General features: G+C 72.7%; 22 protein-coding genes. 10 read left to right on the plus strand and 12 right to left on the minus strand.

Annotation, left to right across the window (positions count from 1 at the left end):
- Positions 1-116: 116 nt before the first annotated feature.
- From N7925_RS21655 to N7925_RS21675, 5 genes are read right to left on the minus strand one after another with little or no spacing between them, the layout of a single operon-like run.
- The gene (locus N7925_RS21655; protein WP_274344868.1) at positions 117-1,187 is read right to left on the minus strand and encodes a serine hydrolase domain-containing protein; all 1,071 of its coding nucleotides are present in this window, start codon (positions 1,185-1,187) and stop codon (positions 117-119) included.
- The gene (locus N7925_RS21660; protein ID WP_265601133.1) at positions 1,184-2,113 is read right to left on the minus strand and encodes a DUF6895 family protein; all 930 of its coding nucleotides are present in this window, start codon (positions 2,111-2,113) and stop codon (positions 1,184-1,186) included. The genes N7925_RS21655 and N7925_RS21660 overlap by 4 nt, the downstream gene beginning before the upstream one ends.
- Positions 2,110-3,201, minus strand: coding sequence for a DUF6895 family protein (locus N7925_RS21665; protein ID WP_274344869.1), 1,092 nt, complete (start codon positions 3,199-3,201; stop codon positions 2,110-2,112). Before N7925_RS21665 ends, N7925_RS21660 begins: the two co-directional genes overlap by 4 nt.
- Positions 3,198-3,905 (minus strand): hypothetical protein, encoded by a 708-nt coding sequence (locus N7925_RS21670; RefSeq protein WP_265601135.1) that lies wholly within the window; start codon positions 3,903-3,905, stop codon positions 3,198-3,200. The genes N7925_RS21665 and N7925_RS21670 overlap by 4 nt, the downstream gene beginning before the upstream one ends.
- A gap of 10 nt (positions 3,906-3,915) precedes the next feature.
- A complete protein-coding gene (locus tag N7925_RS21675) occupies positions 3,916-4,092 on the minus strand; it encodes a hypothetical protein (protein ID WP_098892314.1) in 177 nt (58 codons plus the stop codon).
- A gap of 456 nt (positions 4,093-4,548) precedes the next feature.
- Between N7925_RS21675 and N7925_RS21680 the strand changes: the two genes are divergently transcribed.
- The 5 genes from N7925_RS21680 (at position 4,549) to N7925_RS21700 (ending at position 9,301) form a co-directional block, all read left to right on the plus strand.
- Entirely contained in the window at positions 4,549-4,923 is a 375-nt protein-coding gene (locus tag N7925_RS21680; RefSeq protein WP_274344871.1) for a hypothetical protein, read from the plus strand.
- Between the two features lie 166 nt (positions 4,924-5,089).
- On the plus strand, positions 5,090-5,965 hold the full coding sequence (locus N7925_RS21685) for a TatD family hydrolase (RefSeq protein ID WP_274344872.1): 876 nt from the start codon (positions 5,090-5,092) through the stop codon (positions 5,963-5,965).
- Between the two features lie 112 nt (positions 5,966-6,077).
- Positions 6,078-6,950: a 16S rRNA (adenine(1518)-N(6)/adenine(1519)-N(6))-dimethyltransferase RsmA gene (gene rsmA, locus N7925_RS21690; protein ID WP_265601138.1), complete on the plus strand. Its 873-nt coding sequence runs from the start codon at positions 6,078-6,080 to the stop codon at positions 6,948-6,950.
- A complete protein-coding gene (locus N7925_RS21695; RefSeq protein ID WP_274344873.1) occupies positions 6,947-7,885 on the plus strand; it encodes a 4-(cytidine 5'-diphospho)-2-C-methyl-D-erythritol kinase in 939 nt (312 codons plus the stop codon). The genes rsmA and N7925_RS21695 overlap by 4 nt, the downstream gene beginning before the upstream one ends.
- Positions 7,886-7,966: 81 nt before the next feature.
- On the plus strand, positions 7,967-9,301 hold the full coding sequence (locus tag N7925_RS21700) for an acyltransferase family protein (protein WP_274344874.1): 1,335 nt from the start codon (positions 7,967-7,969) through the stop codon (positions 9,299-9,301).
- A gap of 9 nt (positions 9,302-9,310) precedes the next feature.
- Here N7925_RS21700 and N7925_RS21705 read toward each other — a convergent pair whose 3' ends face one another.
- The 5 genes from N7925_RS21705 to N7925_RS21725 form a co-directional block, all read right to left on the minus strand.
- Positions 9,311-9,571 (minus strand): Txe/YoeB family addiction module toxin, encoded by a 261-nt coding sequence (locus N7925_RS21705; RefSeq protein WP_274344875.1) that lies wholly within the window; start codon positions 9,569-9,571, stop codon positions 9,311-9,313.
- Positions 9,568-9,819, minus strand: coding sequence for a type II toxin-antitoxin system Phd/YefM family antitoxin (locus N7925_RS21710; protein WP_050358889.1), 252 nt, complete (start codon positions 9,817-9,819; stop codon positions 9,568-9,570). The genes N7925_RS21705 and N7925_RS21710 overlap by 4 nt, the downstream gene beginning before the upstream one ends.
- A 106-nt stretch (positions 9,820-9,925) precedes the next feature.
- Entirely contained in the window at positions 9,926-10,999 is a 1,074-nt protein-coding gene (locus N7925_RS21715) for a hypothetical protein (RefSeq protein WP_274344876.1), read from the minus strand.
- Entirely contained in the window at positions 10,996-12,129 is a 1,134-nt protein-coding gene (locus N7925_RS21720) for a hypothetical protein (protein WP_274344877.1), read from the minus strand. Before N7925_RS21720 ends, N7925_RS21715 begins: the two co-directional genes overlap by 4 nt.
- A gap of 82 nt (positions 12,130-12,211) precedes the next feature.
- A complete protein-coding gene (locus N7925_RS21725) occupies positions 12,212-12,967 on the minus strand; it encodes a lipoprotein (protein WP_274344878.1) in 756 nt (251 codons plus the stop codon).
- A 148-nt stretch (positions 12,968-13,115) separates the two neighbouring features.
- On the opposite strand from N7925_RS21725, the gene N7925_RS21730 reads away from it, so the two are divergent.
- The 5 genes from N7925_RS21730 to N7925_RS21750 all read left to right on the plus strand — a co-directional run bounded on the left by N7925_RS21730 (position 13,116) and on the right by N7925_RS21750 (position 21,891).
- On the plus strand, positions 13,116-14,933 hold the full coding sequence (locus tag N7925_RS21730; RefSeq protein WP_274344879.1) for an ABC-F family ATP-binding cassette domain-containing protein: 1,818 nt from the start codon (positions 13,116-13,118) through the stop codon (positions 14,931-14,933).
- Between the two features lie 67 nt (positions 14,934-15,000).
- Entirely contained in the window at positions 15,001-16,743 is a 1,743-nt protein-coding gene (locus tag N7925_RS21735; protein WP_274344880.1) for an outer membrane protein assembly factor BamB family protein, read from the plus strand.
- A 237-nt stretch (positions 16,744-16,980) separates the two neighbouring features.
- Positions 16,981-18,942 carry an outer membrane protein assembly factor BamB family protein gene (locus N7925_RS21740; RefSeq protein ID WP_274344881.1) on the plus strand — a complete coding sequence of 654 codons (1,962 nt, stop codon included), beginning with the start codon at positions 16,981-16,983 and terminating at the stop codon, positions 18,940-18,942.
- 85 nt (positions 18,943-19,027) lie between these two features.
- Positions 19,028-20,911 carry an outer membrane protein assembly factor BamB family protein gene (locus tag N7925_RS21745; RefSeq protein ID WP_274344882.1) on the plus strand — a complete coding sequence of 628 codons (1,884 nt, stop codon included), beginning with the start codon at positions 19,028-19,030 and terminating at the stop codon, positions 20,909-20,911.
- Between the two features lie 284 nt (positions 20,912-21,195).
- The gene (locus N7925_RS21750; protein ID WP_274344883.1) at positions 21,196-21,891 is read left to right on the plus strand and encodes a helix-turn-helix transcriptional regulator; all 696 of its coding nucleotides are present in this window, start codon (positions 21,196-21,198) and stop codon (positions 21,889-21,891) included.
- Between the two features lie 42 nt (positions 21,892-21,933).
- Here the strand turns inward: N7925_RS21750 and N7925_RS21755 are convergent, their stop codons facing one another.
- Both N7925_RS21755 and N7925_RS21760 read right to left on the minus strand, forming a co-directional pair.
- A complete protein-coding gene (locus tag N7925_RS21755) occupies positions 21,934-22,272 on the minus strand; it encodes a hypothetical protein (protein ID WP_274344884.1) in 339 nt (112 codons plus the stop codon).
- 15 nt (positions 22,273-22,287) lie between these two features.
- Entirely contained in the window at positions 22,288-23,958 is a 1,671-nt protein-coding gene (locus N7925_RS21760; protein ID WP_265601151.1) for a sodium:solute symporter family protein, read from the minus strand.
- Positions 23,959-24,139: the final 181 nt, after the last annotated feature.

A 24,139-nucleotide genomic window follows, 5' to 3' on the forward strand; every position in this document is an offset into this window, starting at 1 on the left:
GGCGGGCCGAAGCGTCTGCGGCGTCTGCGGCGTCTCGGGCAGTGGGCCGTAGCGCCTACTGCGTCTGGGCAGTGGGCCGTAGCGCCTACGGAGTCTCGGTCAGCAGGCCGTAGCGCTTACGGAGTCTCCGTCAGCAGGCCGTACGCCGTCGCGACGAATGTGTCCGCCCGGTGCACCCGCCGCGTCGCCGTCGCCGCCACCGCGAGACCCGTGTCCGGGCGGAAGCCCAGGAACGCCTGCTGGCCGAGGGTCGCTCCCGCGTGGAAGAGGACCGGGCCGTACGGGGACGGGTGGTGGAACCACGTGAGCGTGTGGGTGTGCGCGTGCCGCAGACCCCGCCGCAGCAGGGGGCGGGACACGTCGGCGAGCGCGGCCGCCAGCGTCGGGTCCAGGGGGGCTGGGGACCCGCCCGGGCGGTCCTCCAGGTGCGCCTCCAGGAACGTGAGCAGGTCAAGCGGGGTCGCCCGGACCGCGCCCGCCGCCGTGAAGCCCCCGGTGTCCAGCGCGGGCACCGGCGTCCCGTCGCGGCCGTGGCCGACCGCCTCCGTGCCCTCCGGACCCGGGCGCACCCGGGTCGCGCCCAGGCGCAGCGGGGCCAGCACCTGCTGGTGCAGCAGCACCTCCCACGGGGTGCCGGTGGCCGCCGCCAGGGTGTGGCCGAGGACCGAGACGGCGAAGTTCGAGTAGTGCCAGCGGGTCCCGGGCCGGTGGCGCGGGCGGGCCCGCAGGAAGGCCCGGACCACCCGGCCGGCCGGGTAGCCGCCGTACGGGTCGGTGGACCAGCGGGGCACCGCCTGCGGGTAGAAGTCGGCGGGCAGGCCCGGCAGCCCCGAGGTGTGGGTGAGCAGATGGCGCAGGGTGATCCGGCGCACCGCCGGGTGGACCGGGAGCCCCGGGGCCAGGAGGTCCGCCGCCCTGTCCGCGTACCGCACCCGGCCCTGCGCCACCAGCCGGGCCAGCAGCAGCCCCGCGAACGGCTTCGACGCCGAGCCCAGCTCGTAGCCCAGCAGCTCTCGGGGGACCGGGCCGGGCTCCCCGCTCCCCCCGGTGTGGACGGTGCGCACCCCGTGCCGGCTGACCGCGAGCACCAGGTCGGGCGCGTCGATCGCACCTGCGGCCTCGGCCAGGAGGCGTGCGGGGGCCGGGGAGCCGGGGGTGTCCACGCGGACCGATGTCGTGTCCGTCATGCCGGGGCCGGGGCGGCGGAGAGGTCGGACAGGGCCCGGGACATCGCGAGCGCCGAGGCGAACGCGGCGACCAGCGTCGGGTGGTAGACGAGGTCGAACACCGACTCCTCGTCGCCTTCGGGCATCCCGCCGACCACCGGCATCGCCCCGTCCGGCTGCTGGGCCTGCGCGAACCCCTGCCAGGCCGCCGGGTCCAGCGTCGGTCCGGGGAGGCACGCGTCGACGACCAGCAGCTCGCCCAGCAGGTCCCAGCGTTTCAGGTCCAGCCAGTCGTCCAGCCAGACCGGCAGCCAGAGGGCCAGATACTCCGCGATGTCGGCCGGGAGCCCGGTCGGCTTCTCGCCCCAGTCGGTGAGGTGGAAGACCGTGTGCGTGATGTCGTAGCCGATGTGGCCCTCGACCGTCCACGGCTCGGCCCGTCGCGCCAGCCAGGTGTGGGCCAGCGCCGCCGTCTCCGGGATGCTCGGCTCCACCCCGAAGCGCCGCTCGATCGCGCTCAGGCCGAGCCGCCGCACCGGCAGCACCTCCAGCGCCGCCCAGCTGGCCAGCCGGTGGTTGAGCCGGATCGCGGACTCCAGGTCCGGCTGCCGGTAGCCCAGCTCCCGGAACGGTACGTAGACCTCCAGCGGCACCGGCGAGAGCGGTTCGCGCCGCTGGCCCTCCAGGAGCCGCGCGCCGGAGTCCAGCAGTTCGTGCCAGGCGTGGTCCAGGAGCTTGTGGGCGAGGGAGGACTGCTGGGAACCGGCCACCCCCTCGCGGAAGATGACCTTGCCGATCAGCGCCAGCTCTCCCAGCGGCTTGAAGCGGTCCAGCATCCCCGCCTCCGGCGACGGGTCGGCCTCCAGCCGGAACCCCTCCCGGTGTTCGTACAGCCAGCCCAGGGCCTTCGCCCCGACGTCGTGGATCTGCTGGATGCCGCTGCTCATGCGGTCCGCCTTTCCCGGCCGGGGGCGGACCCGCCCGTCCCGTCCGTCTGCCCCGGCGACCGCAGCGACCCCAGGGACAGGGCTGCGGCGAAGGCCGTGACGAGCGTGGAGTGGTAGCAGTCGATGAAGGGGTACGGGTCCGGTGACGTCCCGTCCCGCACCGGTGGGCCGGTCTCCGGGACGCAGCCGGTCGCGTGCTGTACGTCGGCGAGCACCGGCCAGACCGCGTCCAGCAACTCCGCGGGTGCGAGGCCCGGCAGCGACGCCGCCACCGCCAGCAGTTCGCCCGTCAGGTCCCATTGGCCGCTCTCCAGGCAGCCGTCGGCCCACGCGGGCAGCCAGGTCCGCAGATAGCCGTCGATCCTCTCGGGGACCCGGTCGGGCATCCGGCCCCAGTCCGTGAGGTGGAAGACGGTGTGGGTCAGCGCGTAGCCGGAGGGGCCCTCGAACATCCAGGGCTCCGACAGGCCGCCCAGCCAGGTCCGGGACAGGACCGCGCCCGCGTCGGTGTGGGGTACGACGCCGACCCGCCGCTCGGAGTTGACCAGGCCCAGCTGCCGGTTGGCGTGCTGCTCGGTGTGGGCCCAGGCACGGGTCGCGGTGAGCGGGCGGGCCAGGGCCTCGAAGCCCTCGTGGCGCAGCCCGTACCCGGCGAAGGCGGCGTAGATCTCGTACGGGTACGCGGCGAACGGCTCGGCGCGCAGCAGCTCCAGCAGCAGCTCGCCCGCCTCCACCTGCTCCCAGGCGTAAGTGACGAGCTCCCCGGCCAGCTCGTGCTCCGGGGTGCCGGGGGCGGTGGTGCGGCGGATCGTGGAGCCGAGCTGAGCCAGCTCGCCCAGGGGCTTCAGAGTGGCGTTGACCTGGGCGTGGGGTTCCAGGACGTCGTCGGGGAGGGCGAAGTCCGCCCGGTGCGCGTCGGTCCAGGCGAGGGCGGAGCGCAGGACTGCGGGGAGGACCGCGAGCGCGGCGCCGGAGGCCGGGTGCCCCCGGTGGGCCGCGGCCCCGGGGCCCGGCCCCGGACCCGGGCGTCCGCGTGGGCCGTCGGCCGGGCGGTCCTGGGAGGGGCCCTCGGTCGCGGTCGTCGTCACCGTGGACCCGCCTCGGCCATCAGCCGGGCGGCCCGCACGTGGAGGGTGACCCGGGGATCGTGGCCGCCCATCAGCTCGACGAAGTCCAGGCCGCGCTCCAGGCCCAGCGTCGCCGGTTCGCCGCCGACGGCCACGAGCCAGCGGCCCGCGCCCGCCGCCTGGAGCCAGTCGCGCCGCCGGACCGCGCGGACGAAGCCGCGCGACAGGTCGACGGCCCGGTTCGCCGCCGCGCGCCGTACGGCCGAGGGGGCGGCCGGGACGGCCAGCGGTGCGAGAACCGAGAGCTGATGGGTGAACGCCTGCCAGGGCGCCCCCTCCAGCCAGGCGGCGTCCGGCTCCGCGTACGTCGCGGGGGCGGCCGCACCCGGTGGAGGCGGCGCCATCCGCTGGAGCGTGGAGATCATGTGCCAGTGGCTCCAGGCCGTCGCGGCCGGAGCGTCGGGCTTCGGTGGGAACTCCCGCACCGCCCGGTCGAGCACGGCGACGTCACCCGGATGCGGAAGACGTCCGTACAGAACACTGGGCAGCAGCAGATCGGCCCCGATGACCCGTGCCGCCGCGATTCCGGTCCGGTTCTCCTCGTCGATTCCCGCCGCGCCGCACACCGTGGCGAGGTGGTCCCCGCTCCGCAGAGCGAGGACCACCTCTGTCGCCAGGTCATGCACGGCGCCCGCGAGGGGCGACGGAGCATGTGTCTGGTCCATGTGCCGTCGACTAGCCCTTCTTCGGGCGCGGGGTCGGGGGCGAGAGCAGCAGCGCGCCGCCGCCCGCGAGAAGCGCGAGATAGGCACATTCGCGGGAGTCGCGGTACAGGCCTTCGACCTCGCCCGGGTTGAGGGCGGCGTCGAGGTCGAGCTCGACGTCGGTGGCAGTGGTGTCCGTGGTGAACATGGGTTGTTCCCCGTCCTGTGGGAAATGGGGTGGACGTAATGAGTGAAAAGGAGAAAGGGGGGCGCCGCAAATCGGCGTGCGACACCCGGGTAAATTGTGATTTCAATTGAATGGTGAATTCATGGGGGCGCGGGTGGGGAAAAAGCCCGGGAATTCAGGGGAGAGGGGCGGGCGGGCGGGGGTGGTGCGCCGGGCGCGTTCACGATCGGCGCACGGCGCACTCGGGGGCGCTCGGTGGCCCGGCGGTCACGCACCGCCCTCTCCTGGTCCAGTCCACTGCCATGCGTCGGCAAAGGGCCTCCAAAGGAGGCCAAGAACGCACCAACATTGGCTCCGAGCTGGTGCGTCCGTACGGGTGCAGGTGTCCACTGGGAGGGAGACGGGCCACCTGCTCGAAAACCCTCGGGCGGGCCGCCCGTCCCCGGAGCGCGTGACCCGCGGCCAAGAGGAGCAGGCATGAGCGAGATCGCAGCCACCACTGTCCATGAGGCGTATGCCTTCGCCTGCATGAAGTGCGGGTACGGCTGGGAGCAGTCCTACGAGATAGAGCACCATGTCGACGTCCACGGTCACGCCTTCGTCGTCTACAAGGCGGACGGCGAGCGCGTGCCGTCCCCGCTCTCCACGCCCACCTGCACGAACTGCGGCGGACACGTGGTGCGCATCATGCGGGCGGGGCGGGTCGCCGGCGTCCAGGAGCTGCTGCGGAAGCAGCGGATGCCGCGCGCGGCATCCGAGGCCGCCGCGAAGGACCGGACGGTGTCGACCGCCGCCACCCCGGCCCGCCACTGGCGCCTGTCCGACCTGCTCCACCCCTTCCACCGCAGGTGAGTCATCCCGCTCACCGTCGGCCACCGCAGGCGACACAGACCAACCACTGCGGGTGACGTGATCCTTTTGGCGCGGATGGGGTGGGCCTTCCGTCGCGGATGACGTACCCGGGTGGCTTCCGCAGCCGACGGTCGTACGAGGGTGGGGCCCTCGTACGATCGTCGGCATGAGCCGTACCGAAGCCCCGCCGCTGCCCGAGCCCCTGCGGGTTCCGGTCGCCGACTCCCACACCCACCTGGACATGCAGGACGCCACCGTCGCGGAGGCCCTCGCCCGGGCCGCCGCGGTCAACGTGACAGCCGTCGTCCAGGTCGGCTGCGACGTGACCGGCTCCCGCTGGGCCGCCGACACCGCGGCCGCCCACCCCGCCGTCCACGCCTCGGTCGCCCTGCACCCCAACGAGGCCCCGCGCATCGTTCACGGGTACGTCGAGGGCACCGCCGGCACCGCGCGGCAGGGGGCGAGGGAGCCCGGCGGCAGGGCGGCGCTGGACGAGGCGCTGGCGGAGATCGACGCACTGGCCGCCCTCGACCACGTTCGCGGGGTCGGCGAGACGGGCCTGGACTTCTTCCGCACCGGGCCCGAGGGCGTCGCCGCCCAGGAGGAGTCCTTCCGGGCCCACATCGAGATCGCCAAGCGGCACGGCAAGGCCCTGGTCATCCACGACCGCGACGCGCACGAGGACGTCCTGCGGGTCCTGCTCGACGCGGGCGCGCCCGAGCGGACCGTGTTCCACTGCTACTCCGGCGACGCCGACATGGCCCGGATCTGCGCGCGGGCCGGGTACTTCATGTCCTTCGCGGGCAACGTGACCTTCAAGAACGCCCAGCCGCTGCGGGACGCCCTGGCCGTCGCCCCGACCGAGCTGGTCCTCGTCGAGACGGACGCCCCTTTCCTCACCCCCGCCCCGTACCGAGGGCGGCCCAACGCGCCCTACCTCATCCCGGTCACGCTCCGCGCCATGGCCGAGGTGAAGGGGCTGGACGAGGACGTGCTGGCCGCCGCGATCTACGACAACACCGCGCGCGCGTTCGATTTCTGACCCTCGGGCGGGACCGGTTCTGACCCTCGGGCGGGACCGGCTTCCGCACCCCCGGGCGGGCCCCGGGGACACGCTTTGCGGCCGGGTCGCGCCGCGGCCGTAGGCTTACCGGGTGAGCAGCACAGAGCCCGACGCCCTCCTGGGCCCCGCAGACATCCGCGACCTGGCCGCGAAGCTGGGCGTACGCCCCACCAAGCAGCGCGGTCAGAACTTCGTCATCGACGCCAACACCGTCCGCCGCATCGTGCGCACGGCCGAGGTCCGCCCGGACGACACCGTCGTCGAGGTCGGCCCCGGGCTCGGCTCGCTGACCCTGGCGCTGCTGGAGGCGGCGGACCGCGTCGTCGCCGTCGAGATCGACGACGTGCTCGCCGCCGCGCTGCCCGCCACGGTCCGGGCCCGGATGCCGGAGCGCGCCGACCGCTTCGCCCTGGTCCACTCCGACGCGATGCAGGTCACCGAGCTGCCGGGCCCGGCCCCCACCGCGCTCGTGGCGAACCTCCCGTACAACGTGGCCGTGCCCGTCCTCCTGACCATGCTGGAGCGCTTCCCCAGCATCGAGCGGACCCTCGTCATGGTCCAGGCCGAGGTCGCCGACCGGCTGGCCGCCCGCCCCGGCAACAAGGTCTACGGCGTGCCGTCGGTGAAGGCCAACTGGTACGCGGAGGTCAAGCGCGCCGGGTCCATCGGCCGCACCGTCTTCTGGCCCGCCCCGAACGTCGACTCCGGGCTCGTCTCGCTGGTCCGGCGCACCGAGCCCATCGCCACCACCGCGAGCCGCGCCGAGGTATTCGCCGTCGTGGACGCCGCCTTCGCCCAGCGCCGCAAGACCCTGCGCGCCGCGCTCTCCGGCTGGGCCGGCTCCGCGCCCGCCGCCGAGGCGGCGCTCGTCGCCGCCGGGATCTCGCCGCAGGCGCGCGGCGAGGCGCTGACGGTGGAGGAGTTCGCGGCGATCGCCGAGAACAAGCCGGAGGCGGCCGCATGAGCCGCTCGCACACCGGAGGCGGCCCGGTGAAACCTGTGGGTACGGCAGTCACCGTCCGCGTCCCCGCCAAGGTCAACGCCCAGCTCGCCGTGGGCGCCGCCCGCCCCGACGGCTTCCACGACCTGGCCAACGTCTTCCTCGCCGTCGGCCTGTACGACGAGGTCACCGCGGTCCCGGCCGACGGGCTGCGCATCACCTGCTCGGGCCCGGACGCCGCCCAGGTCCCGCTGGACACCACCAACCTCGCCGCCCGCGCCGCCCTCGCGCTGGCCGAGCGGTACGGCGTCGATCCCGCCGTCCACCTGCACATCGCCAAGGACATCCCGGTCGCGGGCGGCATGGCGGGCGGCAGCGCCGACGGGGCCGCAGCCCTCGTCGCCTGCGACGCCCTGTGGGGGACCGGCGCGAGCCGCGACGAGCTGCTGGCCATCTGCGCGGAGCTGGGCAGCGACGTCCCGTTCAGCCTGGTCGGCGGGGCCGCCCTCGGCACCGGACGCGGCGAGAAGCTGACCCCGATCGAGGTCGGCGGAACCTTCCACTGGGTCTTCGCGGTGGCGGACGGCGGCCTCTCCACGCCCGCCGTCTACGGGGAGTTCGACCGCCTCACGGCCGGCACCGAAGTCCCGGAACCGACCGCGTCCCCCGCCCTCCTCGCCGCCCTGCGCTCCGGCGACTCCGGCGCACTCGCGAAGGCCCTGGGCAACGACCTCCAGCCCGCCGCGCTCTCCCTGCGCCCCTCCCTCGCCGACACCCTGGCCGCGGGCACCGAGGCGGGGGCCCTGGCCGCCCTGGTCTCCGGGTCCGGGCCGACGACGGCGTTCCTGGTGGCGGACGAGTCGGCGGCCGAGAAGGTGGCGGCCGCACTGCTGGCGTCCGGGACCTGCCGCGACACGCGTGTGGCGGCCTCGCCCGCGCCGGGGGCGCACATCATCTGAGCTACCGGCCCGGCGTACTCATCCCGGATCTGAGTACGGCCGCGCTGCCGCGCCCCGCCCGGCCCGCGCGACCGTACGCCCATGGGATCAAGTGTTCGTGAACTGGCCGGGGCGACGCCCGTCACCCGGGACCGCTACGTCGACCTCCTGCGGGTCGCCTCGCTCGGCGCGGTCGTGCTCGGCCACTGGCTGATGGCCGCCGTCACCCCGGACGGCGTGGGCAATCTGCTCGCCGTCGTTCCGGCGCTCCAGCCGCTGACCTGGCTGCTCCAGGTCATGCCGGTGTTCTTCTTCGTCGGCGGCTTCTCCCACGCGCTGTCCTACCGCTCCCTTCTCCGCAAGCGCCCCGCAGGGTCCGAGGACTCCGTCTACTCGGCCTTCCTGCGCGCCCGCCTCCAGCGGCTGCTGCGCCCGACCATGGTCTTCGTCCTGGTCTGGGGTGCGGCGGCGCTGCTGGTCCAACTCCTCGGCGGGGGCGGCGGACTGACCGGCGTCACCCTGCGCATGGTGACCCAGCCGCTCTGGTTCATCGGGATCTACCTGGCGATGGTCGCGTTCACCCCACCGCTGCTGAAGCTGCACGAGCGGTACGGCTGGGGGGCCTTCGCCGGACTGGCCGGGGCGGCGCTCGCGGTGGACGTGCTGCGCTTCGCGGCCGGAGTCCCCTACGTCGAGTTCCTGAACTTCGCGTTCGTCTGGCTGGCCGTCCACCAGCTCGGCTTCCTGCGCGCCGACGGCCGCATCCGCCGCCCCGCGCTCCTCGCCGGGGCCGGCCTGGTCGCCGCCGGAGCGCTGGTGGCGTTCGGGCCTTACCCGCTGTCCATGGTCGGGATGCCCGGCGAGAAGGTCAGCAACATGGCCCCGCCCACCCTCGCCCTGCTCTGCCACGGCCTCTGGCTCGTCGGCGCGGTCGAACTCCTCCGCACCCCGGCCGCCCGCCTGCTGGAGCGCCCCCGCGTCTGGCGCACGGTGGTGGCGGCCAACGGGGTGGCGATGACCGCGTTCCTCTGGCACCTCACGGCGATGTTCGGGGTGTACGGGGCGCTGCTCGCCCTCGACGTCGAGCTGCCCGAGCCGGCGTCGGCCGCCTGGTGGGCCCAGGTCCCGCTGCGGCTCGCCCTCGCGGCGGCCCTCACCGCCGGGCTCGTCGCCGCCTTCCGCGCCTTCGAACGCCCGGTCTCCGCGGCCCCGGGAAGTCCGGGGGCCACGGGAGCGGGCCCCCTCGCGGCCTTGGGCGCGACGCTCTGCCTGCTCGGCGTGCTGGGCCTGTCCATGGTCGGTTTCGGCGACCTGCTGCACGGCCGTACCGCCTTGCTGATCGCGATCCCGGTCAGCGCGCCCGCCGCCGTCGCGATGACGCTGGGCGGCTGGCTGCTGGTGGAGCGGGCGGGGCGGGCGGGGCGGGCCGCCCGGTAGGGGCAGGCCTCACCGGCCGTAGTGGTAGCGGCAGGCGGCGATACGGACCTCGTCGCCGGCGACCGTGTAGATGAGCCGGTGCTCGTCGGTGATGCGCCGGGACCAGTAGCCCTGGAAGCCGTGCTTCAGGGGCTCCGGCTTTCCCATTCCCTCGTTGCCGTTGCGGGCGATGTCCTGGAGCAGTGTGTTGATCCTCTTGAGGATCTTGCGATCCTGGTTCTGCCACCAAACGTAGTCGTCCCAGGACGACTGGTCCCACACGAACTTCACTCCGCGAGCTCCCGCACCGTGCCGCCGCCGTTCTCCAGGCGGTCGATCGAGGCCAGCAGGCGGCGGGCGTTCTCCGGGCTCCGCAGCTGGTACGCGGTCTCTTTGAGGGACTCGTACTCATCGAGCGCCACTATCACCACGGGCTCATGCCCGGCGCGCGTGACCACGACCTCCTCGCGGTCGTCCACGACGGCGCTCAGGGTCTCGGCGTACTTCGCGCGGGACTCGGTGTAGGTCATCGTGCGCATGATCGCCTCCCGGGTATCTGTACACCATTCTGTACGTACGGGAAAGCGTACAGCTCCCCGAGAGGTGGCGGCAAGGGAAACCCGGCCGCTGTGGCCCTTCCCGCCCTTACACCGACCGCGGCGTCTCGCAGTCATGGAGCTTCGCCGAGCGCTCGGCGAAGCGCTGGAGGGCAGCCCGCAGCCCCCGGTGGTCCACGACCGGCGCCGCGAGCTTCCGGTCGCGGAGGGGCTCCACCTCGAACAGGGCGGTCCCGCCCGCGCCGGGGCATCGGGCGGCCAGCGCGTAGGTGCCGGTCGGCGCGTCCGGGCCCCTGCGGGCGGCGGCGTCGCTGTCCAGCCATGTGTCCAGCCGGAAGCGGGCATCCCGGGCGGACGGCCCGTAATGCGCGGTGAACCCGTACAGGAACGCGCCGCGCAGACCGCCCAGGACGCAGTTCTCCAAGGGCGCCGGGGCCGCCGTGATCTCCTGGGCCGTGCGCACGCCCCACCGGGCGGCCGTCTTCCCGTCCAGCAGGCCCGCGCAGCTCCCCGTGGCCGCGGCGACGGGTTTGTAGTCCCTGCGGTTCGTCGTGACGCCGACCTGCTTCACCCGCCCGCCGACCGGAGCCGCACAGGCGGTGCGCCGGGCGTACGCCGAGGCCGTCTCCGTGAGGACGGCGACGAGCCGCTCCCGGGCCACCGGGTCGTCGAAACCGCCCTGGCCGAGGTCGGCCTCCGCCGTCATCAGCTGCCCGTAACCGGACTCCTTGCCGCAGCTCAGCATCAGGACGGCCCCCGCCTCGTCCGTGTCCTCGCTGTCCGGGTCGAACCGGAAGGAACCGGTCCAGCCGTGACCGAGGGGGGCGTCGAACCCGTCGAAGTCCTCCAGGTTCGTCATGCGTTCCGTCCTCCCGGCCCACAGCACCAGGCCGGCGTCCGTGTCGTCGTCGGACGCGCTGACCGTGCAGTGCCGCCGGTCGCCCCAGCGGGCCGACGAGGTCAGGGATACACCGCCGAACAGCTCCCGTACCGCACCGGCCGCCAGATCGCCGTCGCAGGCCGCGTCCAGGGCCCGGTCGTCGCGCCAGGAGCCGTAGCCGCCGGAGACCCAGAAGAGTCCTCCCGCCAGCACCGCCGCGGTCGCGGTCCAGGCCGCCGTGCGGCGCACCGATCGCCTGCGCCAGAAACGGACGTCGCTCACTTCCACACCTTTCCGATGACCTTCGCCGCACGGCAGTCGGACGAGGTCAGATACGCGTCGAGGATCCGGTCGGCCCGGTCGGCCGCGAGAGCGGCCGCGGCCGTCGTCACCGTCACCCGGCTCAGCGTCCGGGCCCCCGAGCACGAGGACGCGGCCCAGACGGCCAGCGTGTACGACTGCTCACCGCTCCCCGGCTCCGGGGCACGGGACAGTGCGGCCAGCTCGGCCCCGTACGCCGTGCGCGCCTCGGGCAGCAGCGGCCCCCGCCAGCTCACCGAACTCACCTCGGCGAAGTGGTCCAGCCGATTCGCCGGCTTCGCACGCGGCACCCTCAGGGAGCAGGCGTCCGCGTCGTCGGCCGTGACGCCGTCAGGTTCCCGGTCGTCGGGCCCCCAGGTCTTGCCGTCGAGCATCCCGGGCCGGAACCAGCGGCAGGCCTGCGGGACCTCGTCGGAGCTCCCGGAGTTCTCGGAGTCCTCCGCCTCCGACCTCGGCGGCGGCCGTACGTCCGAGGGCTCCACCGCCGTACCTCCACAGCGGGCCCGGTCACGTACGTGGTTGGCGACCGCGGCCACCGCATCGCCCAGCTCCTTCGCCGCCCCCGCCACCTCCGACCCGTCGGCGCCCAGCGAGGCGTGGACGCGGAAGCGCGTCACCGGCCGGGGATAGCCGGGCAGACCCGCCGGGCAGGCGGCGGTGACCTGGGTGGTGGCGGTCCGGTACGCGGTGGCCCAGTCGGGCTCCTTCGCGGCCGCCGTGGAGAGGACGTCCCGGACCCGCACGCCGGACAGCGGAACGTCCAGCACCGGCACCGCCGCGAGATCCAGCGTCCCGTCCTCGCCCCACTCCAGTGAGCACCGCAGCACGGTGCGCGGTCCGCGCCCGGACGGCCCGCTCAGGTCCAGGTCGTCGCGCAGCTCCCAGGTCTCGTCCCCGGGCAGCAGACCGCGCACCGCCTCGCGCGGCAGAACACCACCGCAGGCCGTTTCCAGGACCTCGGCGTTATGGGCGTCGCGCCGCTCGGACCGGACGAGGAGGAACCCGGCCACCAGCACCGCGGCGAGCACCACGGCGGTCGCCTTCGGCAGCACCCGGTGACCGATGAATCGTTCCCACGCCGTTGCCGCCACGTCGCCCCCCGGCCCTTGATCAGTGGGCGCACGGTATCGCACACCCCCGGTCCTGCGGCGGGCACGGACACGGAGCGGGCGGTCAGCCGAGCTTCAGGGTCCTCTTCGCCAGTTCGAACGCCGGAAGCATCGCCATGTGCTCCTCGGAGTCCATCCCGCCCAGGGGCACCACGACCGGGCCGTCGGGCGTCGCGACGGCGAAGGCGCGCTCCTTCTTCGGCTCGTCCAGCAGTTCGCTGTGGCTGGTGTATCCGACCTCGGCGGCGGCGAGCGCACCGGCCGTCACCTGTGTGTAGGCGGCCTTGACCGCGTTCGGGTCGTCCGCCACGAAGGCCTGCAGAACCGCGCGCGGGTCGTCCTCGGACGCCTCGCCCTGCCACACCCGGAGGAAGCCGATGTGCCCCGCCGGCTTGGCGTCGATCTCGCAGACCACCTTCACCGTGCCCTGCTCGGCGAGGTCGGCCAGCTCCTCGGCCAGCTCGGGGTCCAGCTCGGAGCCCAGGTCCATCGAGGCACCCCGGGGCTTCCAGTGCGCGGCGATGTCGAAGGACACGGGCAGTTCGCACGCCGAACCCGCGCCTCCGACCCGCCCGCCCTTCTCCGCCGCCTTCGTGGCGCCGGCCCCGGCCTGGTCCGCCCCGGCCTCGTCCGCCCCCGCCTTGTCCGCCCCGGTCTTCTCCGCCCCGGCTTCGGCCGACGCCTTCGCGGTCGCGCTGCTGACCGCCGGTGCGCCCGGGCTCCCGTCGCCCGCCCCGCTCGACGACGAACAGCCGGCCAGTGTCACCGCCGCCAGGACCGCCGGTACCAGGCCCCGTACCGTTCCCCGCGCCATCGTCATGAAGCCCCCCACATCGCATGTCCTGCGCACCGCTCCGACCTGGGCCTACTCCCCATGATCGATCGCGGCACGTTATCGCGCTCCGCGTGGCGACTACTCTGGTACGTCGAGCGGTCCTCACCGCAGGGACCCCCGGGACAGGAGTGAAATGGCCGTCAATCTGGTCAATGTCGAGCAGGTCAGCAAGGTGTACGGCACCCGTGCCCTGCTCGACGGTGTATCCCTCGGGGTCTCCGAGGGCGACCGGATCGGTGTCGTGGGCCGCAACGGCGACGGCAAGACCACCCTCATCCGGATGCTCGCCAGGCTGGAGGACGCGGACACCGGCCGCGTCACCCACAACGGCGGGCTGCGACTCGGCGTCCTCACCCAGCACGACTCCCTGGACCCGGAGAAGACCATCCGCCAGGAGGTCATCGGCGATCTCGCCGACCACGAGTGGGCGGGCAGCGCCAAGATCCGCGACGTGCTCACCGGGCTCTTCGGCGGCCTCGCCCTCCCCGGCTTCGAGCACGGGCTCGACACCGTCATCGCCCCGCTCTCCGGTGGCGAGCGCCGCCGGATCGCACTGGCCAAGCTCCTCATCGACGAGCAGGACCTGATCGTCCTCGACGAGCCCACCAACCACCTCGACGTCGAGGGCATCTCCTGGCTGGCCGGCCACCTGCGGACCCGGCGCTCCGCCCTCGTCTGCGTCACCCACGACCGGTGGTTCCTCGACCAGGTCTGCACCCGCATGTGGGACGTCCAGCGCGGCGCCGTCCACGAGTACGAGGGCGGCTACAGCGACTACGTGTTCGCCCGCGCCGAGCGGGAACGCATCGCCGCCACCGAGGAGTCCAAGCGGCAGAACCTCATGCGCAAGGAGCTGGCCTGGCTGCGCCGCGGCGCCCCCGCCCGTACCTCCAAGCCGCGCTACCGCATCGAGGCCGCCAACGAACTCATCGCCGACGTGCCGCCGCCGCGCGACACCAGCGCACTGATGAAGTTCGCCAACGCCCGCCTCGGCAAGACCGTCTTCGACCTGGAGGACGTGACCGTCCAGGCCGGGCCCAAGACCCTCCTCACCCACCTCACCTGGCAGCTCGGCCCCGGCGACCGCATCGGCCTGGTCGGCGTCAACGGCGCGGGCAAGACCTCGCTGCTGCGCGCGCTCGCCCAGGCCGCCCGCACCCAGGGCGACGAGCAGCCCGCCGCCGGGAAGGTCGTCGTCGGCAAGACCGTCAAGCTCGCCTACCTCTCCCAGGAGGTCACCGAGCTCAACCCGAACCTCCGGGTCCTGGAGGCCGTCCAGCAGGTGCGCGACCGGGTCGACCTCGGCAACGGCCGCGAGCTGACCGCCGGTCAGCTCTGCGAGCAGTTCGGCTTCACCAAGGAGAAGCAGTGGACGCCCGTCGGCGACCTCTCCGGCGGTGAGCGCCGCCGGCTCCAGATCCTGCGGCTGCTGATGGACGAGCCCAACGTCCTCTTCCTCGACGAGCCCACCAACGACCTCGACATCGAGACCCTGACCCAGCTGGAGGACCTCCTCGACAGCTGGCCCGGATCGATGATCGTGATCTCCCACGACCGGTTCTTCATCGAGCGGACCACCGACCGGGTCATGGCGCTCCTCGGCGACCGCGCCCTGCGCATGCTGCCGCGCGGGATCGACGAGTACCTGGAGCGCCGGCAGCGGATGGAGGAGGAGTCCACCCCCTCCGCCGCCGCGCCCCGTACGTCCACCGCATCCGCCGCGGCCCCGGCCGTCTCGACGCAGGAGGCCCGCGCCGCGAAGAAGGAGCTCCAGAAGGTCGAGCGGCAGCTCGACAAGCTCTCCACCCGGGAGACCACGCTGCACAAGCAGATCGCCGACAACGCCACCGACTTCGAGAAGGTCGCGGGGCTCGACGCCGAACTGCGCGAACTCGTCACCGAGCGGGACGAGTTGGAGATGCGCTGGCTGGAACTGGCCGAGGACGCCTGACGGACGGCGATGCGGCAGGTGGTAGAACGGGACGGCAGGGACCGTACGTTCGAGGGGGACCACACCGATGTCGCAGCCGCCGCAAGGCGGGCCGGGGGAGCAGGAGGGCTTCGGCGCTCCGTACGAACCGCAGCCCGGCGCGTACGGGAACCCCGTGCCGCCCCAGCACCAGCCGCAGCCCCAGCCCGGCCCGTACGGTCAGCCGCCCACGGCGCCGTACGGCTACCCGCAGCCGCAGCCGCAGCCGCAGCCCGGCCCGTACGGCCCGCCGCCCACCGTGTCGTACGGCCACCCGGGGCCCCGGCCCTCGCCCCCGGGCGGGCGCTCGCGGGGCCGGGTCGCGGGTCTCGTCGCCGCCGTGCTCGCCGGGGCCCTCGTCATCGGGGCCGGCGTCTGGTTCGCGGTGGGCGGCGATGACGGCGCCGACGACGGGAAGCCCGTCGCGAAGGAGAGCACCGCCCTGGAGCGGCCCGGCGCCGAGCCTGTCCCGAAGGCGACGCCCGCCCCGGGGGCCGCGGAGATCAACAAGGGCCGCAAGGAGGGCGAGGCGAAGGTCCGCTGGGTCCAGCGGAACGGCGTGGACCTGCCGGGGGGCGGAGCCTCCGCCCTCGGCCCCTGGGTCGTCGGCGATGTCGTGGCCAAGGCCATGTACCGCACGGCGTCCGGCTACTCCCTCGACGACGGCGCGCGGAAGTGGAGCCTGCGGCTGCCCTCCGACGTCTGCGCGGCGCCCACCCGGCCGACCGCGGACGGGAAGATCGTCATCGGGCTCCTGACCGACACCTCCACGGAGAACTCGGTCTGCGACAAGCTCCAGATGATCGATCTGGCCACCGGCGAGGCGGGCTGGTCCGCGACCTTCGAACGCGCGCCGACGCAGGACGGGCTCGCGAACATCGTCATGGCGATCAGCGGCGACGTCCTGACGATCGGGCGCGTCGGCCGCACCGATGCCTACCGGGTCAGTGACGGCAAGCACCTGTGGGACAAGCTGCCCGGCCCCTGCCAGTCGTACGGTCTCGCCGGCGGAGCCGTCCTGCTCGCCGCTGTCAGCTGCCGCGACCAGCCGGCCGGCGAGGCCGAGGCCGAGTCCGAGGCCGACGATGTCATCGAGGAAGTGCGGCGCGTCGACCCGTCCACCGGCCGGACCCTGTGGACGTACGAGGCCGAGAAGGGCTGGCTGATCGACGAAGTCCACTCCGTCGACCCACCGGTGATCTCGCTCCGCAAGGGCGGGGCGGTGGAGGGCGAGTGGGCGATCACGGTCCTGAACGCCGACGGAACCTTCCGCTCCCGGCCCATCGCCGGCGACGACGTCCCCGAGGCCCGGTGCACCGGCATGCGGCGGAACGTGGGCGCGAACCTCGACACCTGCGTCGGAGTGACCGCCGACGCCGACACGCTCTACGCCGCCACGAAGCACCGGTTCGCGGACGGGGTGCTGACCAACGACGTCGTCGCCTTCGACATGAGCACCGGCAAGAAGAAGTGGAAGGTCCCCGCGCCCGCGGGCCAGACCCTGATGCCGCTGCGCGTCGAAGGCGGCAAGGCGCTGATCTACCTCGGCCCGCCCGGGGCGAAGAGCGGGACCAAGGGCGTCGGCGGCGGCATCGTGGCGCTCGGGCCGGACGGCGGCGCACCGCGCCAGGTCCTGCGCCACCCGGCGTCGGCCGCGGTGACCGAGCGCACCTTCACCGATCCGCTCGTCCTCTACGCCGGCGGCCGCTCGCTGCTCATGCTCACGTATGTCTCCGCGGCCACCGACGAGGAGGAGAGGGAGCTGCCGACGATGATCGCCTTCGGTGACTGACCATCACCTCCCGCCGGGTCGTAACGGGGGCATCACAAGGCGGTTCTCCCTTGGGAACAGGGGTTGGCCCGAACCGGTGCCCGGTGGCGGGTGGGTGGTAGAAAGAAGCCCCGCCCGACTGTCGTAACACCGCGGAACCCATGCCCGATTCGCTCCTTTCCGAGGGGAATTGACCCTCTTGGGAATGCGGGGGAGACCGATTCGCGCACCGGGCCGCACGAAGGGGGACGTGCTGATATGAGCCAGCCGCCCAGCCAGCAACCGCCGCAGGGAGGCTTCGGGGCTCCGCAGGAGCCGCCGAACGGAGCTCCTCAGCAGCCCCAGGACCAGCCGAACCTCGCGAAGCCGCCGCAGACGCCGCCCGGTCAGCCGTCCCAGGGGCCGCCCCCCGCGCAGCCGCCCGGCCCGCCGCAGACGCCCCCGCCGGGCACCCCGGCGTACGGCTACCCGCAGCAGCAGCCCCCGGCCGGGCCCGGCTACGGCTATCCGCAGCAGCCCGGCCAGGCCCCCGGACCGTACGGCCAGCAGGCCCCCGGACCGTACGGCCAGCAGGCCCCCGGACCGTACGGCCAGCAGGCCTCCGGTCCGTACGGCCAGCAGCCCGGCCCCTACGGCCAGCAGGCCCCGGGCCCGTACGGTCAGCAGGCTCCCGGTCCGTACGGTCAGCAGCCCCAGCCCGGCTACGGCTACCCGACGCAGCAGCACCCCGGCGCCCCCGCCCCCGGCGGACCGGGCTCCGGTCCCGGCGGGTTCCTCAAGAACAAGACCGGCATCGTGGTCGCGGCGGCGCTCGCCGTGGTCCTGGTCGCCGGAGCGGGCACCTGGTTCCTCGTGAGCGACGGCGGGGACGACCCCAAGAAGCCCGTCGCCGGCACGAGCACCGACCCCAAGCCCCCCAGCGAGTCGCCGACGGTCGACGAGGGCGACGGCACCGGCGACGGCCGCGAGGGCAACGACGACCTCAACGCCGGGCGCAAGCCGGGCGAGGCCAAGGTCGCCTGGCTCCAGAAGAACGACGTCGACCTGCCGCGCGGCGGCGCGTCCGTCGAGGGCCCCTGGTTCACCGGCGACCTGGTCGCCAAGGCCATGTACCGCGGCGTCTCCGGCTACTCCGTCGCCGACGGCAAGCAGAAGTGGACCCTGGCGCTCCCCGCCGACGTGTGCGCCACGCCCAACACCGCGACCGCCGACGGCAAGCTCGTCATCGGCGTGAAGGACGGCACCACCGACCGGGCCAAGTGCTCCGTCCTCCAGATGATCGATCTCAACACCGGCCAGGCCGGCTGGAAGAAGACGATCAAGAAGAACGGCACCTGGGACTTCCTGTCGGACATCGGTCTGGCGATCAGCGGAGACACCGTCACGGTGGGTCGTACCGGCAACTCCAACGCCTACCGCGTCAGCGACGGCAAGGAGCTGTTCGGCAACCCCGAGGGCAACTGCAAGCCCTTCGCCTTCGCCGGCGGCGCGAAGCTGATCGCCGCCGCCAGCTGCCGCACCGACGACGCCAAGAACCCGCAGCACCAGGTCCAGGAGCTGGACCCGGTCACCGGCAAGGCCAAGTGGACGTACCAGCCGAAGCGCGGCTGGGAGGTCAGCAAGGTCTACTCGGTCAGCCCGCTCGTCGTCAGGTTCGACAACGAGGCGAAGAAGCAGTACGGCATCGCGGCGCTCACCGAGAGCGGCAAGCTCCGCTCGCAGCTCGCACCCGCGCAGGGCGACAAGCTCACCGTCGACTGCGGGGGCAGCTTCGCGGTCTTCGGCGAGAAGCTCGAAGGGTGCAGCGGCGTCGCCGCCGACGCCAACACCTTCTACATCGCGACCGAGGACGACAGCAGCGGGACCTCCCGGACCAACAAGGTCATCGCCTTCGACCTGAACACCGGGAAGCCCAAGTGGGAGGCGCCCGCCCCGGCCGAGCGCGTTCTGAAGCCGCTGGGCATGGAGGGCGGCGACGTGCTGCTCTACATGCGGCCGAAGTACGACACCGCCGGCGCGCTCGTGACCCTGCCGCCGACCGGCGGCACTCCCAAGACGCTGCTCCAGCACCCGGCGTCGGCCGGCCGGATCGAGAACGGCTTCTTCTCGTCCAAGGTCCTCTACCAGGACGGCCGCTCCTACATCTTCAGCAAGCGTGTGAGCGCGAGCAACGACAAGGAAGAGCTGGAGCAGTCGACGATGCTGGTGTTCACCAAGTGACGGTCCGCCACGGCATCCGACCGCGGTCGGCCTCTCCCGGCCCCACGCGCCCCCACACCCACTCGTCTCCCGAGGTACGCACGCCATGACCCAGCCGCCCCAGCCACCGCAGCAGCCGCCCAACGAACCGCCGAACACGCCCCCGCCCTCCGGTGGCTTCGGCGCGCCGCAGGACCCGCCGCCGGGAGGGTTCGGCTGGCCCGTCCCGCCGCCCGCGGACCCCTTCGGCACGCAGCCCGAGCAGCCGCCGCAGCAGCCCGCCGCCCCGCAGGACGCGCCCGCCGGGGGCTACGGCACCCCGCCGCCGGCCGGTGGCTACCCCACCCCGCCCGCGCCGCAGCCCAACGGGTACGGCTACCCCCAGGCCCCGCAGCAGGGTTACGGCTACCCGCAGGGGCCCGCCGGACAGCCCGGCCATCCCGGACAGCCCGGGATGCCCCAGCAGGGTTACGGCTATCCGACCCAGCCGATGCAGCCGCAGTACGGGGCGGCCCCGCAGCCGGCCGGCGACGGCGGCAAGAAGTTCTCCACCCAGATGCAGATCATCGTCGCCGCGGCCGTCGCCGTGGTGCTGATCATCGGCGGCGGGATCTTCTACGCCTCCACCGGTGACGACAAGGGCGGCACGGACGAGGCCTCCTCGTCCGGCGCCACCGGCGGCGAGGCCAAGGGCGGCGAGGGCGGCCTGGCCGGCGGCGAGGAGAAGGCGCCCGCCAACACCAAGTCCAAGGTCGCCTTCCAGTTCCCGGAGCCGGTGGTCACCGACATCACCACGGTCGCGGGCTCCTGGGTCACCGACAAGGCGTACGTCAAGTCCGGCATCGCCGAGGTCAACGGCTACGACCGCGACAAGGGCACCAAGCTCTGGTCCTTCCCGCTGGCCGGCGAGATCTGCACCGTGTCCCGGCACATGAGCAAGGACTACAAGGCGGCCATCGTCTTCCAGGAGACGAAGCCGACCAAGGAGAACAAGTACCCGTCGTGCAACCAGGTCGGCGTGATCGACCTGAGCGCCGGCAAGCTCCTGTGGAGCAAGAGCGTCACCTCCGCCACCGGCGGTGACCGGCCGATCCGCTTCGACGAGGTCACGCTCAGCGGGACCACCGTCGCCGCGGGCGGAACCTCCGGCGGCGCGGCCTTCAAGCTGGCCGACGGCGCCTCGCTCTGGAAGCCGAAGGTCGGCGCGGACGGCTGCTACGACCGTGGCTACGCGGGAGGCGAAGCCCTCGCCGTGGTCCGCAGGTGCGGCACGTCCGACAGCCCGCAGCTCACCGTGCAGGCGCTGAACCCGACGACCGGCGCGCCGCTGTCCTCGTTCCAGATGCCCGAGGGCGTCGAGTACGCGAGCATCGTCTCCACCAAGCCGCTGGTGGTCGCGGCCGACGTCGGCGACACCGCCGGCGACGGCAGCAGCATCTCCGACTTCTTCTCGATCGACGCGGCCACCGGCAAGCTGATCGTCCGGATTCCCGCCGACGCGGACAAGTACGCGGCGGAGTGCGGCTCCACCGATGTCGAGCAGTGCAAGCACATGGCCGTCGGCAACAACCGTCTCTACCTGCCGACCGAGAGGCACGACGGAACCAGCGAGTACGGCGACACGAACGAGATCGTCGCCTTCGACCTGACCACCGGAAAGCTCCTCGGCGGCCGGGCGGACGCGGGCGACCGCCACACGCTGACGCCGCTCCGGATGGACGGCACCAGCATCATCGCCTACAAGGAGGGCCCGTACGACAAGGGCGGCCAGGTCGTCTCCCTCGACGGCGAGACCTTCAAGCAGACCCTGCTGATGGAGAACCCGAGCGACGAGACCGTCCGGGAGGCGGAGAAGCGGTTCTCCATCGACACGGGCGAACTCCTCTACAGCGACGGCCGGTTCTTCATGGCGAGCGGCTCGGTCCACAAGCCCAGCACCGTCAACCCGGACGAGAAGCGTTACCTCGTCGTCGCCTACCGCGCCGACTGATCACCGCGCTCCCCCGGGAGCGCCCCGCAGTGCCAGGCCCCGCCGGTCGATCACCTCACCGGCGGGGCCGATCGCTTTCCGGCCGTGGAGTGATCGCGAACGGCCGGCCAACGAGCCATGAACGCAGGTCAACTGGGGCCGAATAACGCAGAATTCGGCATTCCGGGGGGCTTCTCCCACGTAAGGGCCGCGCGGCGTCGAACAAGCGTGTAGCTTGCCGGGGCAGGAGTCCGGGGGCCGGGCGTACAGGGGCTTTGGGGGTGAGGACCGTGGGTGTGCGGCTCATGGTGGTCGACGATCACCGGCTGCTCGCCGAGGCACTCGCCTCGGCGCTGAGACTGCGTGGGCACCGGGTGCTCGCGGCGGCGGCGCCGACGTCCGGGGCGGCGGAGCTGGTCGTCGGCAGGGCCCCGGAGGTCTGTCTGTTCGGTACGGCCTCGCCCGCCGCCCCCGGGGTCTTCGACCCGATCGTGCGCATCGGTCAGGAGCGCCCGCAGGTGGCGGTGGTGGTCCTCGGACCGGTGCCCAGCCCGCGCGGGATCGCCGCGGCGTTCGCCGCCGGGGCCGCGGGGTACGTCCGGCACGACGAGCGGATCGAGGGCGTCGAGCGGGCCATGCTCAAGGCGCGGGCGGGGGAGAGCGCGATCGCCCCGCAGCTGCTGCGGGGGGCCTTCGCCGAACTGCTCAACCCGGCGGCCCAGCCCGACGACGAGGGGCGGCGGCTGCTGCGGATGCTGACGCCGCGCGAGGCGGAGGTGCTGGTGCGGGTCGCCGAGGGCGAAGGCACCCGGCTGATCGCGGCCGGCATGGACATCGCCCCGAGCACCGCCCGCACCCACGTCCAGCGGGTCCTGATGAAGCTCGGCGTCGGCTCCCGCCTGGAGGCGGCCGCCCTCGCGGCCCGTACGGGACTGCTGGAGAGGGCCGCGGACAACGGCGGCACACCGCAGGGGCCGTACCTCCCCGGACAGCGCGGGTGACGTAGGGCCCCTGCGGGCACGGCGGACGAGCGGTGGGGCGGGTCAGCCGACGTCGGACCTCGGGCCCGGGGCCGGGTCCGCTTCCGGGGCTGCCGGGGCCTCGGCCGGGCGCAGCTTCATCCAGACCAGGAAGAACAGGCCGAGCGCCAGCATGGCGAGGCCCGTCCACAGGTTGATGTGGACTCCCTCGGCCTTCTTCAGGTCGGCGTCGGACGGGCTGATGCCGGCGATGGTGACGATCACTCCGTAGACCACGAACAGGCCGCCGATGATCCGCCGGATGTCGAAGAGCCGGGCGGCGGTGGCGGACTTGCGCTCCAGCTCGGAGACTTCCTTGTGCAGATCGGATGTGTGCAGGTCGGATGTGCGCGGGTCGGACATGGTGAGTGCCTCCGATCAGAACGAGTAGGGGATGTAGCAGGCGGCGGCGAGGACGACCGCGCCCCAGCCGAGCAGCGCGGGCTTGCGGTACCAGGCGCTGTCGGCCTCGTCGAGTGCCTCGTCGGGGTCCGGCGATTCGGTCCCGTACACCAGCCCGGCCAGTTCCGCTTCGGGCTTCGGCGCGGTGAAGAGGGTGACGGCGACCATGACGACGGCTCCGGCGACGAATCCGACGATCGCGGAGACGAAGTTGGCGCCCTGGTCGGACGGGATGTCGATGATCCCGCCCTTGTAGATCCAGAAGTAGTTGACCATCGCGGCCCCGGTGCCCGCGACCAGGCCCCAGACACCGGACTTCATCGAGGCCCGCTTCCAGAACATGCCGATGATGAAGACGACGAACATCGGGACGTTGAAGAACGAGAACAGCGTCTGGAGGTAGCTCATGATGTTCGAGAAGCTGGCGGCGATGAACGCCGTGCCGATCGAGGCCAGCACACCGATCGCCGTGATCAGCCGCCCGAACCGCAGGTAGTAGGCGTCCGGCTTGTCCTTCACCACGTACCGCTGCCAGATGTCGGTGGTGAACACCGTGTTGAACGAGGACACGTTGGCCGCCATGCCCGCCATGAACGCGGCGAGCAGACCGGTCACCGCGATGCCGAGCACGCCGTTGGGCAGCAGCTCCTGCATCAGCAGGGGTATCGCGTCGTTGTACGTGAGGTCGGAGTCCGGGGTGCCGATCTTGGGCACGATCACGGCGGCGACCAGACCCGGGATCATCACGGCGAAGACGATGAAGATCTTCGGGAAGGCGGCGATCAGCGGGGTGCGCTTGGCGGCGGAGAGGTTCTTCGCGGACAGGGCGCGCTGCACCTCGGCGAAGTTCGTCGTCCAGTAGCCGAAGGACAGCACGAAGCCGAGACCCAGGATGATCGTCAGCCAGTTGGCGCCCAGCGGGTTGGCGTCACCGATGCCGGTGCCGCCCCAGGCGGTCATGAAGTCCCCGCCGTGCTGCTTCGTCAGCGAGTCGCTCATCGCGTCCCAGCCGCCGACCCGCTTCAGGCCGAGGACGGTGAGGGGGATCAGCGCGGCGAGGATGACGAAGAACTGGAGCACCTCGTTGTAGATCGCCGAGGAGAGCCCGCCGATCGTGATGTAGACCAGCACGAACAGGCCCGCGACGACGATCGCGACCCACTGCGGCCAGCCGAGGAGCGCCTCCACGACGATCGACAGGGCGTAGAGGTTGACGCCCGCGATGAGGATCGCCGCGAAGGCGAAGAGGACGGAGCTGAGCAGGTGCGCGGACCTGTCGAACCGCTGGAGCAGGAACTCCGGCACGGAGCGCACCTTGGAGCGGTAGTAGAACGGCATCATCACCAGGCCGAGGAAGACCATGGCCGGGATCGCGCCGATCCAGTACCAGTGCACCACCGCGACGCCGTACTGCGCGCCGGTGGCCGCCATGCCGAGGATCTCGGTGGCGCCGAGGTTCGCCGCGACGAAGGCGAGCCCGGTCACCCAGGCGGGCAGTGACCGTCCGGAGAGGAAGAAGTCGAGGCTCGTCCTCACACTGGCACGGGCCGCGAAGCCGATGCCGAGCACGACGACGAAGTAGATCGCCAGGATGGCGTAGTCGAGCCCGTTCGTGGGGAGCCGGAGCCCTTCGGCAAGTGTGTGCATGGGGGGTACTCGCTTCGTTGCGCGAACTGAACCCGTCGGAACTTACGCCTCTGTGTTCGAGAAATGAACAGTCCCGTTGGGGTTCTTTGTTCGATCGTGATCGAGCGCGGGTGTATGTCCGGGTATGCCGTCGGTGTACCGCCCGGGATCGCGGAATGCTCGCGGCTGCTCGTGGCCATTG

It is taken from the genome of Streptomyces sp. CA-278952 (assembly GCF_028747205.1).
Lineage (GTDB): Bacteria > Actinomycetota > Actinomycetes > Streptomycetales > Streptomycetaceae > Streptomyces.

Coding starts and splice junctions, on each gene's coding strand:
- N7925_RS21700 (WP_274344874.1), top strand. CDS start 7,967: ATGGGATCAAGTGTTCGTGAACTGGCCGGGGCGACGCCCGTCACCCGG.
- N7925_RS21675 (WP_098892314.1), bottom strand. CDS start 4,092: ATGTTCACCACGGACACCACTGCCACCGACGTCGAGCTCGACCTCGAC.
- N7925_RS21660 (WP_265601133.1), bottom strand. CDS start 2,113: ATGAGCAGCGGCATCCAGCAGATCCACGACGTCGGGGCGAAGGCCCTG.
- N7925_RS21655 (WP_274344868.1), bottom strand. CDS start 1,187: ATGACGGACACGACATCGGTCCGCGTGGACACCCCCGGCTCCCCGGCC.
- N7925_RS21695 (WP_274344873.1), top strand. CDS start 6,947: ATGAGCCGCTCGCACACCGGAGGCGGCCCGGTGAAACCTGTGGGTACG.
- N7925_RS21680 (WP_274344871.1), top strand. CDS start 4,549: ATGAGCGAGATCGCAGCCACCACTGTCCATGAGGCGTATGCCTTCGCC.
- N7925_RS21685 (WP_274344872.1), top strand. CDS start 5,090: ATGAGCCGTACCGAAGCCCCGCCGCTGCCCGAGCCCCTGCGGGTTCCG.
- N7925_RS21745 (WP_274344882.1), top strand. CDS start 19,028: ATGACCCAGCCGCCCCAGCCACCGCAGCAGCCGCCCAACGAACCGCCG.
- N7925_RS21750 (WP_274344883.1), top strand. CDS start 21,196: ATGGTGGTCGACGATCACCGGCTGCTCGCCGAGGCACTCGCCTCGGCG.
- N7925_RS21725 (WP_274344878.1), bottom strand. CDS start 12,967: ATGACGATGGCGCGGGGAACGGTACGGGGCCTGGTACCGGCGGTCCTG.
- N7925_RS21730 (WP_274344879.1), top strand. CDS start 13,116: ATGGCCGTCAATCTGGTCAATGTCGAGCAGGTCAGCAAGGTGTACGGC.
- N7925_RS21740 (WP_274344881.1), top strand. CDS start 16,981: ATGAGCCAGCCGCCCAGCCAGCAACCGCCGCAGGGAGGCTTCGGGGCT.
- N7925_RS21670 (WP_265601135.1), bottom strand. CDS start 3,905: ATGGACCAGACACATGCTCCGTCGCCCCTCGCGGGCGCCGTGCATGAC.
- N7925_RS21760 (WP_265601151.1), bottom strand. CDS start 23,958: ATGCACACACTTGCCGAAGGGCTCCGGCTCCCCACGAACGGGCTCGAC.
- N7925_RS21755 (WP_274344884.1), bottom strand. CDS start 22,272: ATGTCCGACCCGCGCACATCCGACCTGCACACATCCGATCTGCACAAG.
- N7925_RS21735 (WP_274344880.1), top strand. CDS start 15,001: ATGTCGCAGCCGCCGCAAGGCGGGCCGGGGGAGCAGGAGGGCTTCGGC.
- N7925_RS21710 (WP_050358889.1), bottom strand. CDS start 9,819: ATGCGCACGATGACCTACACCGAGTCCCGCGCGAAGTACGCCGAGACC.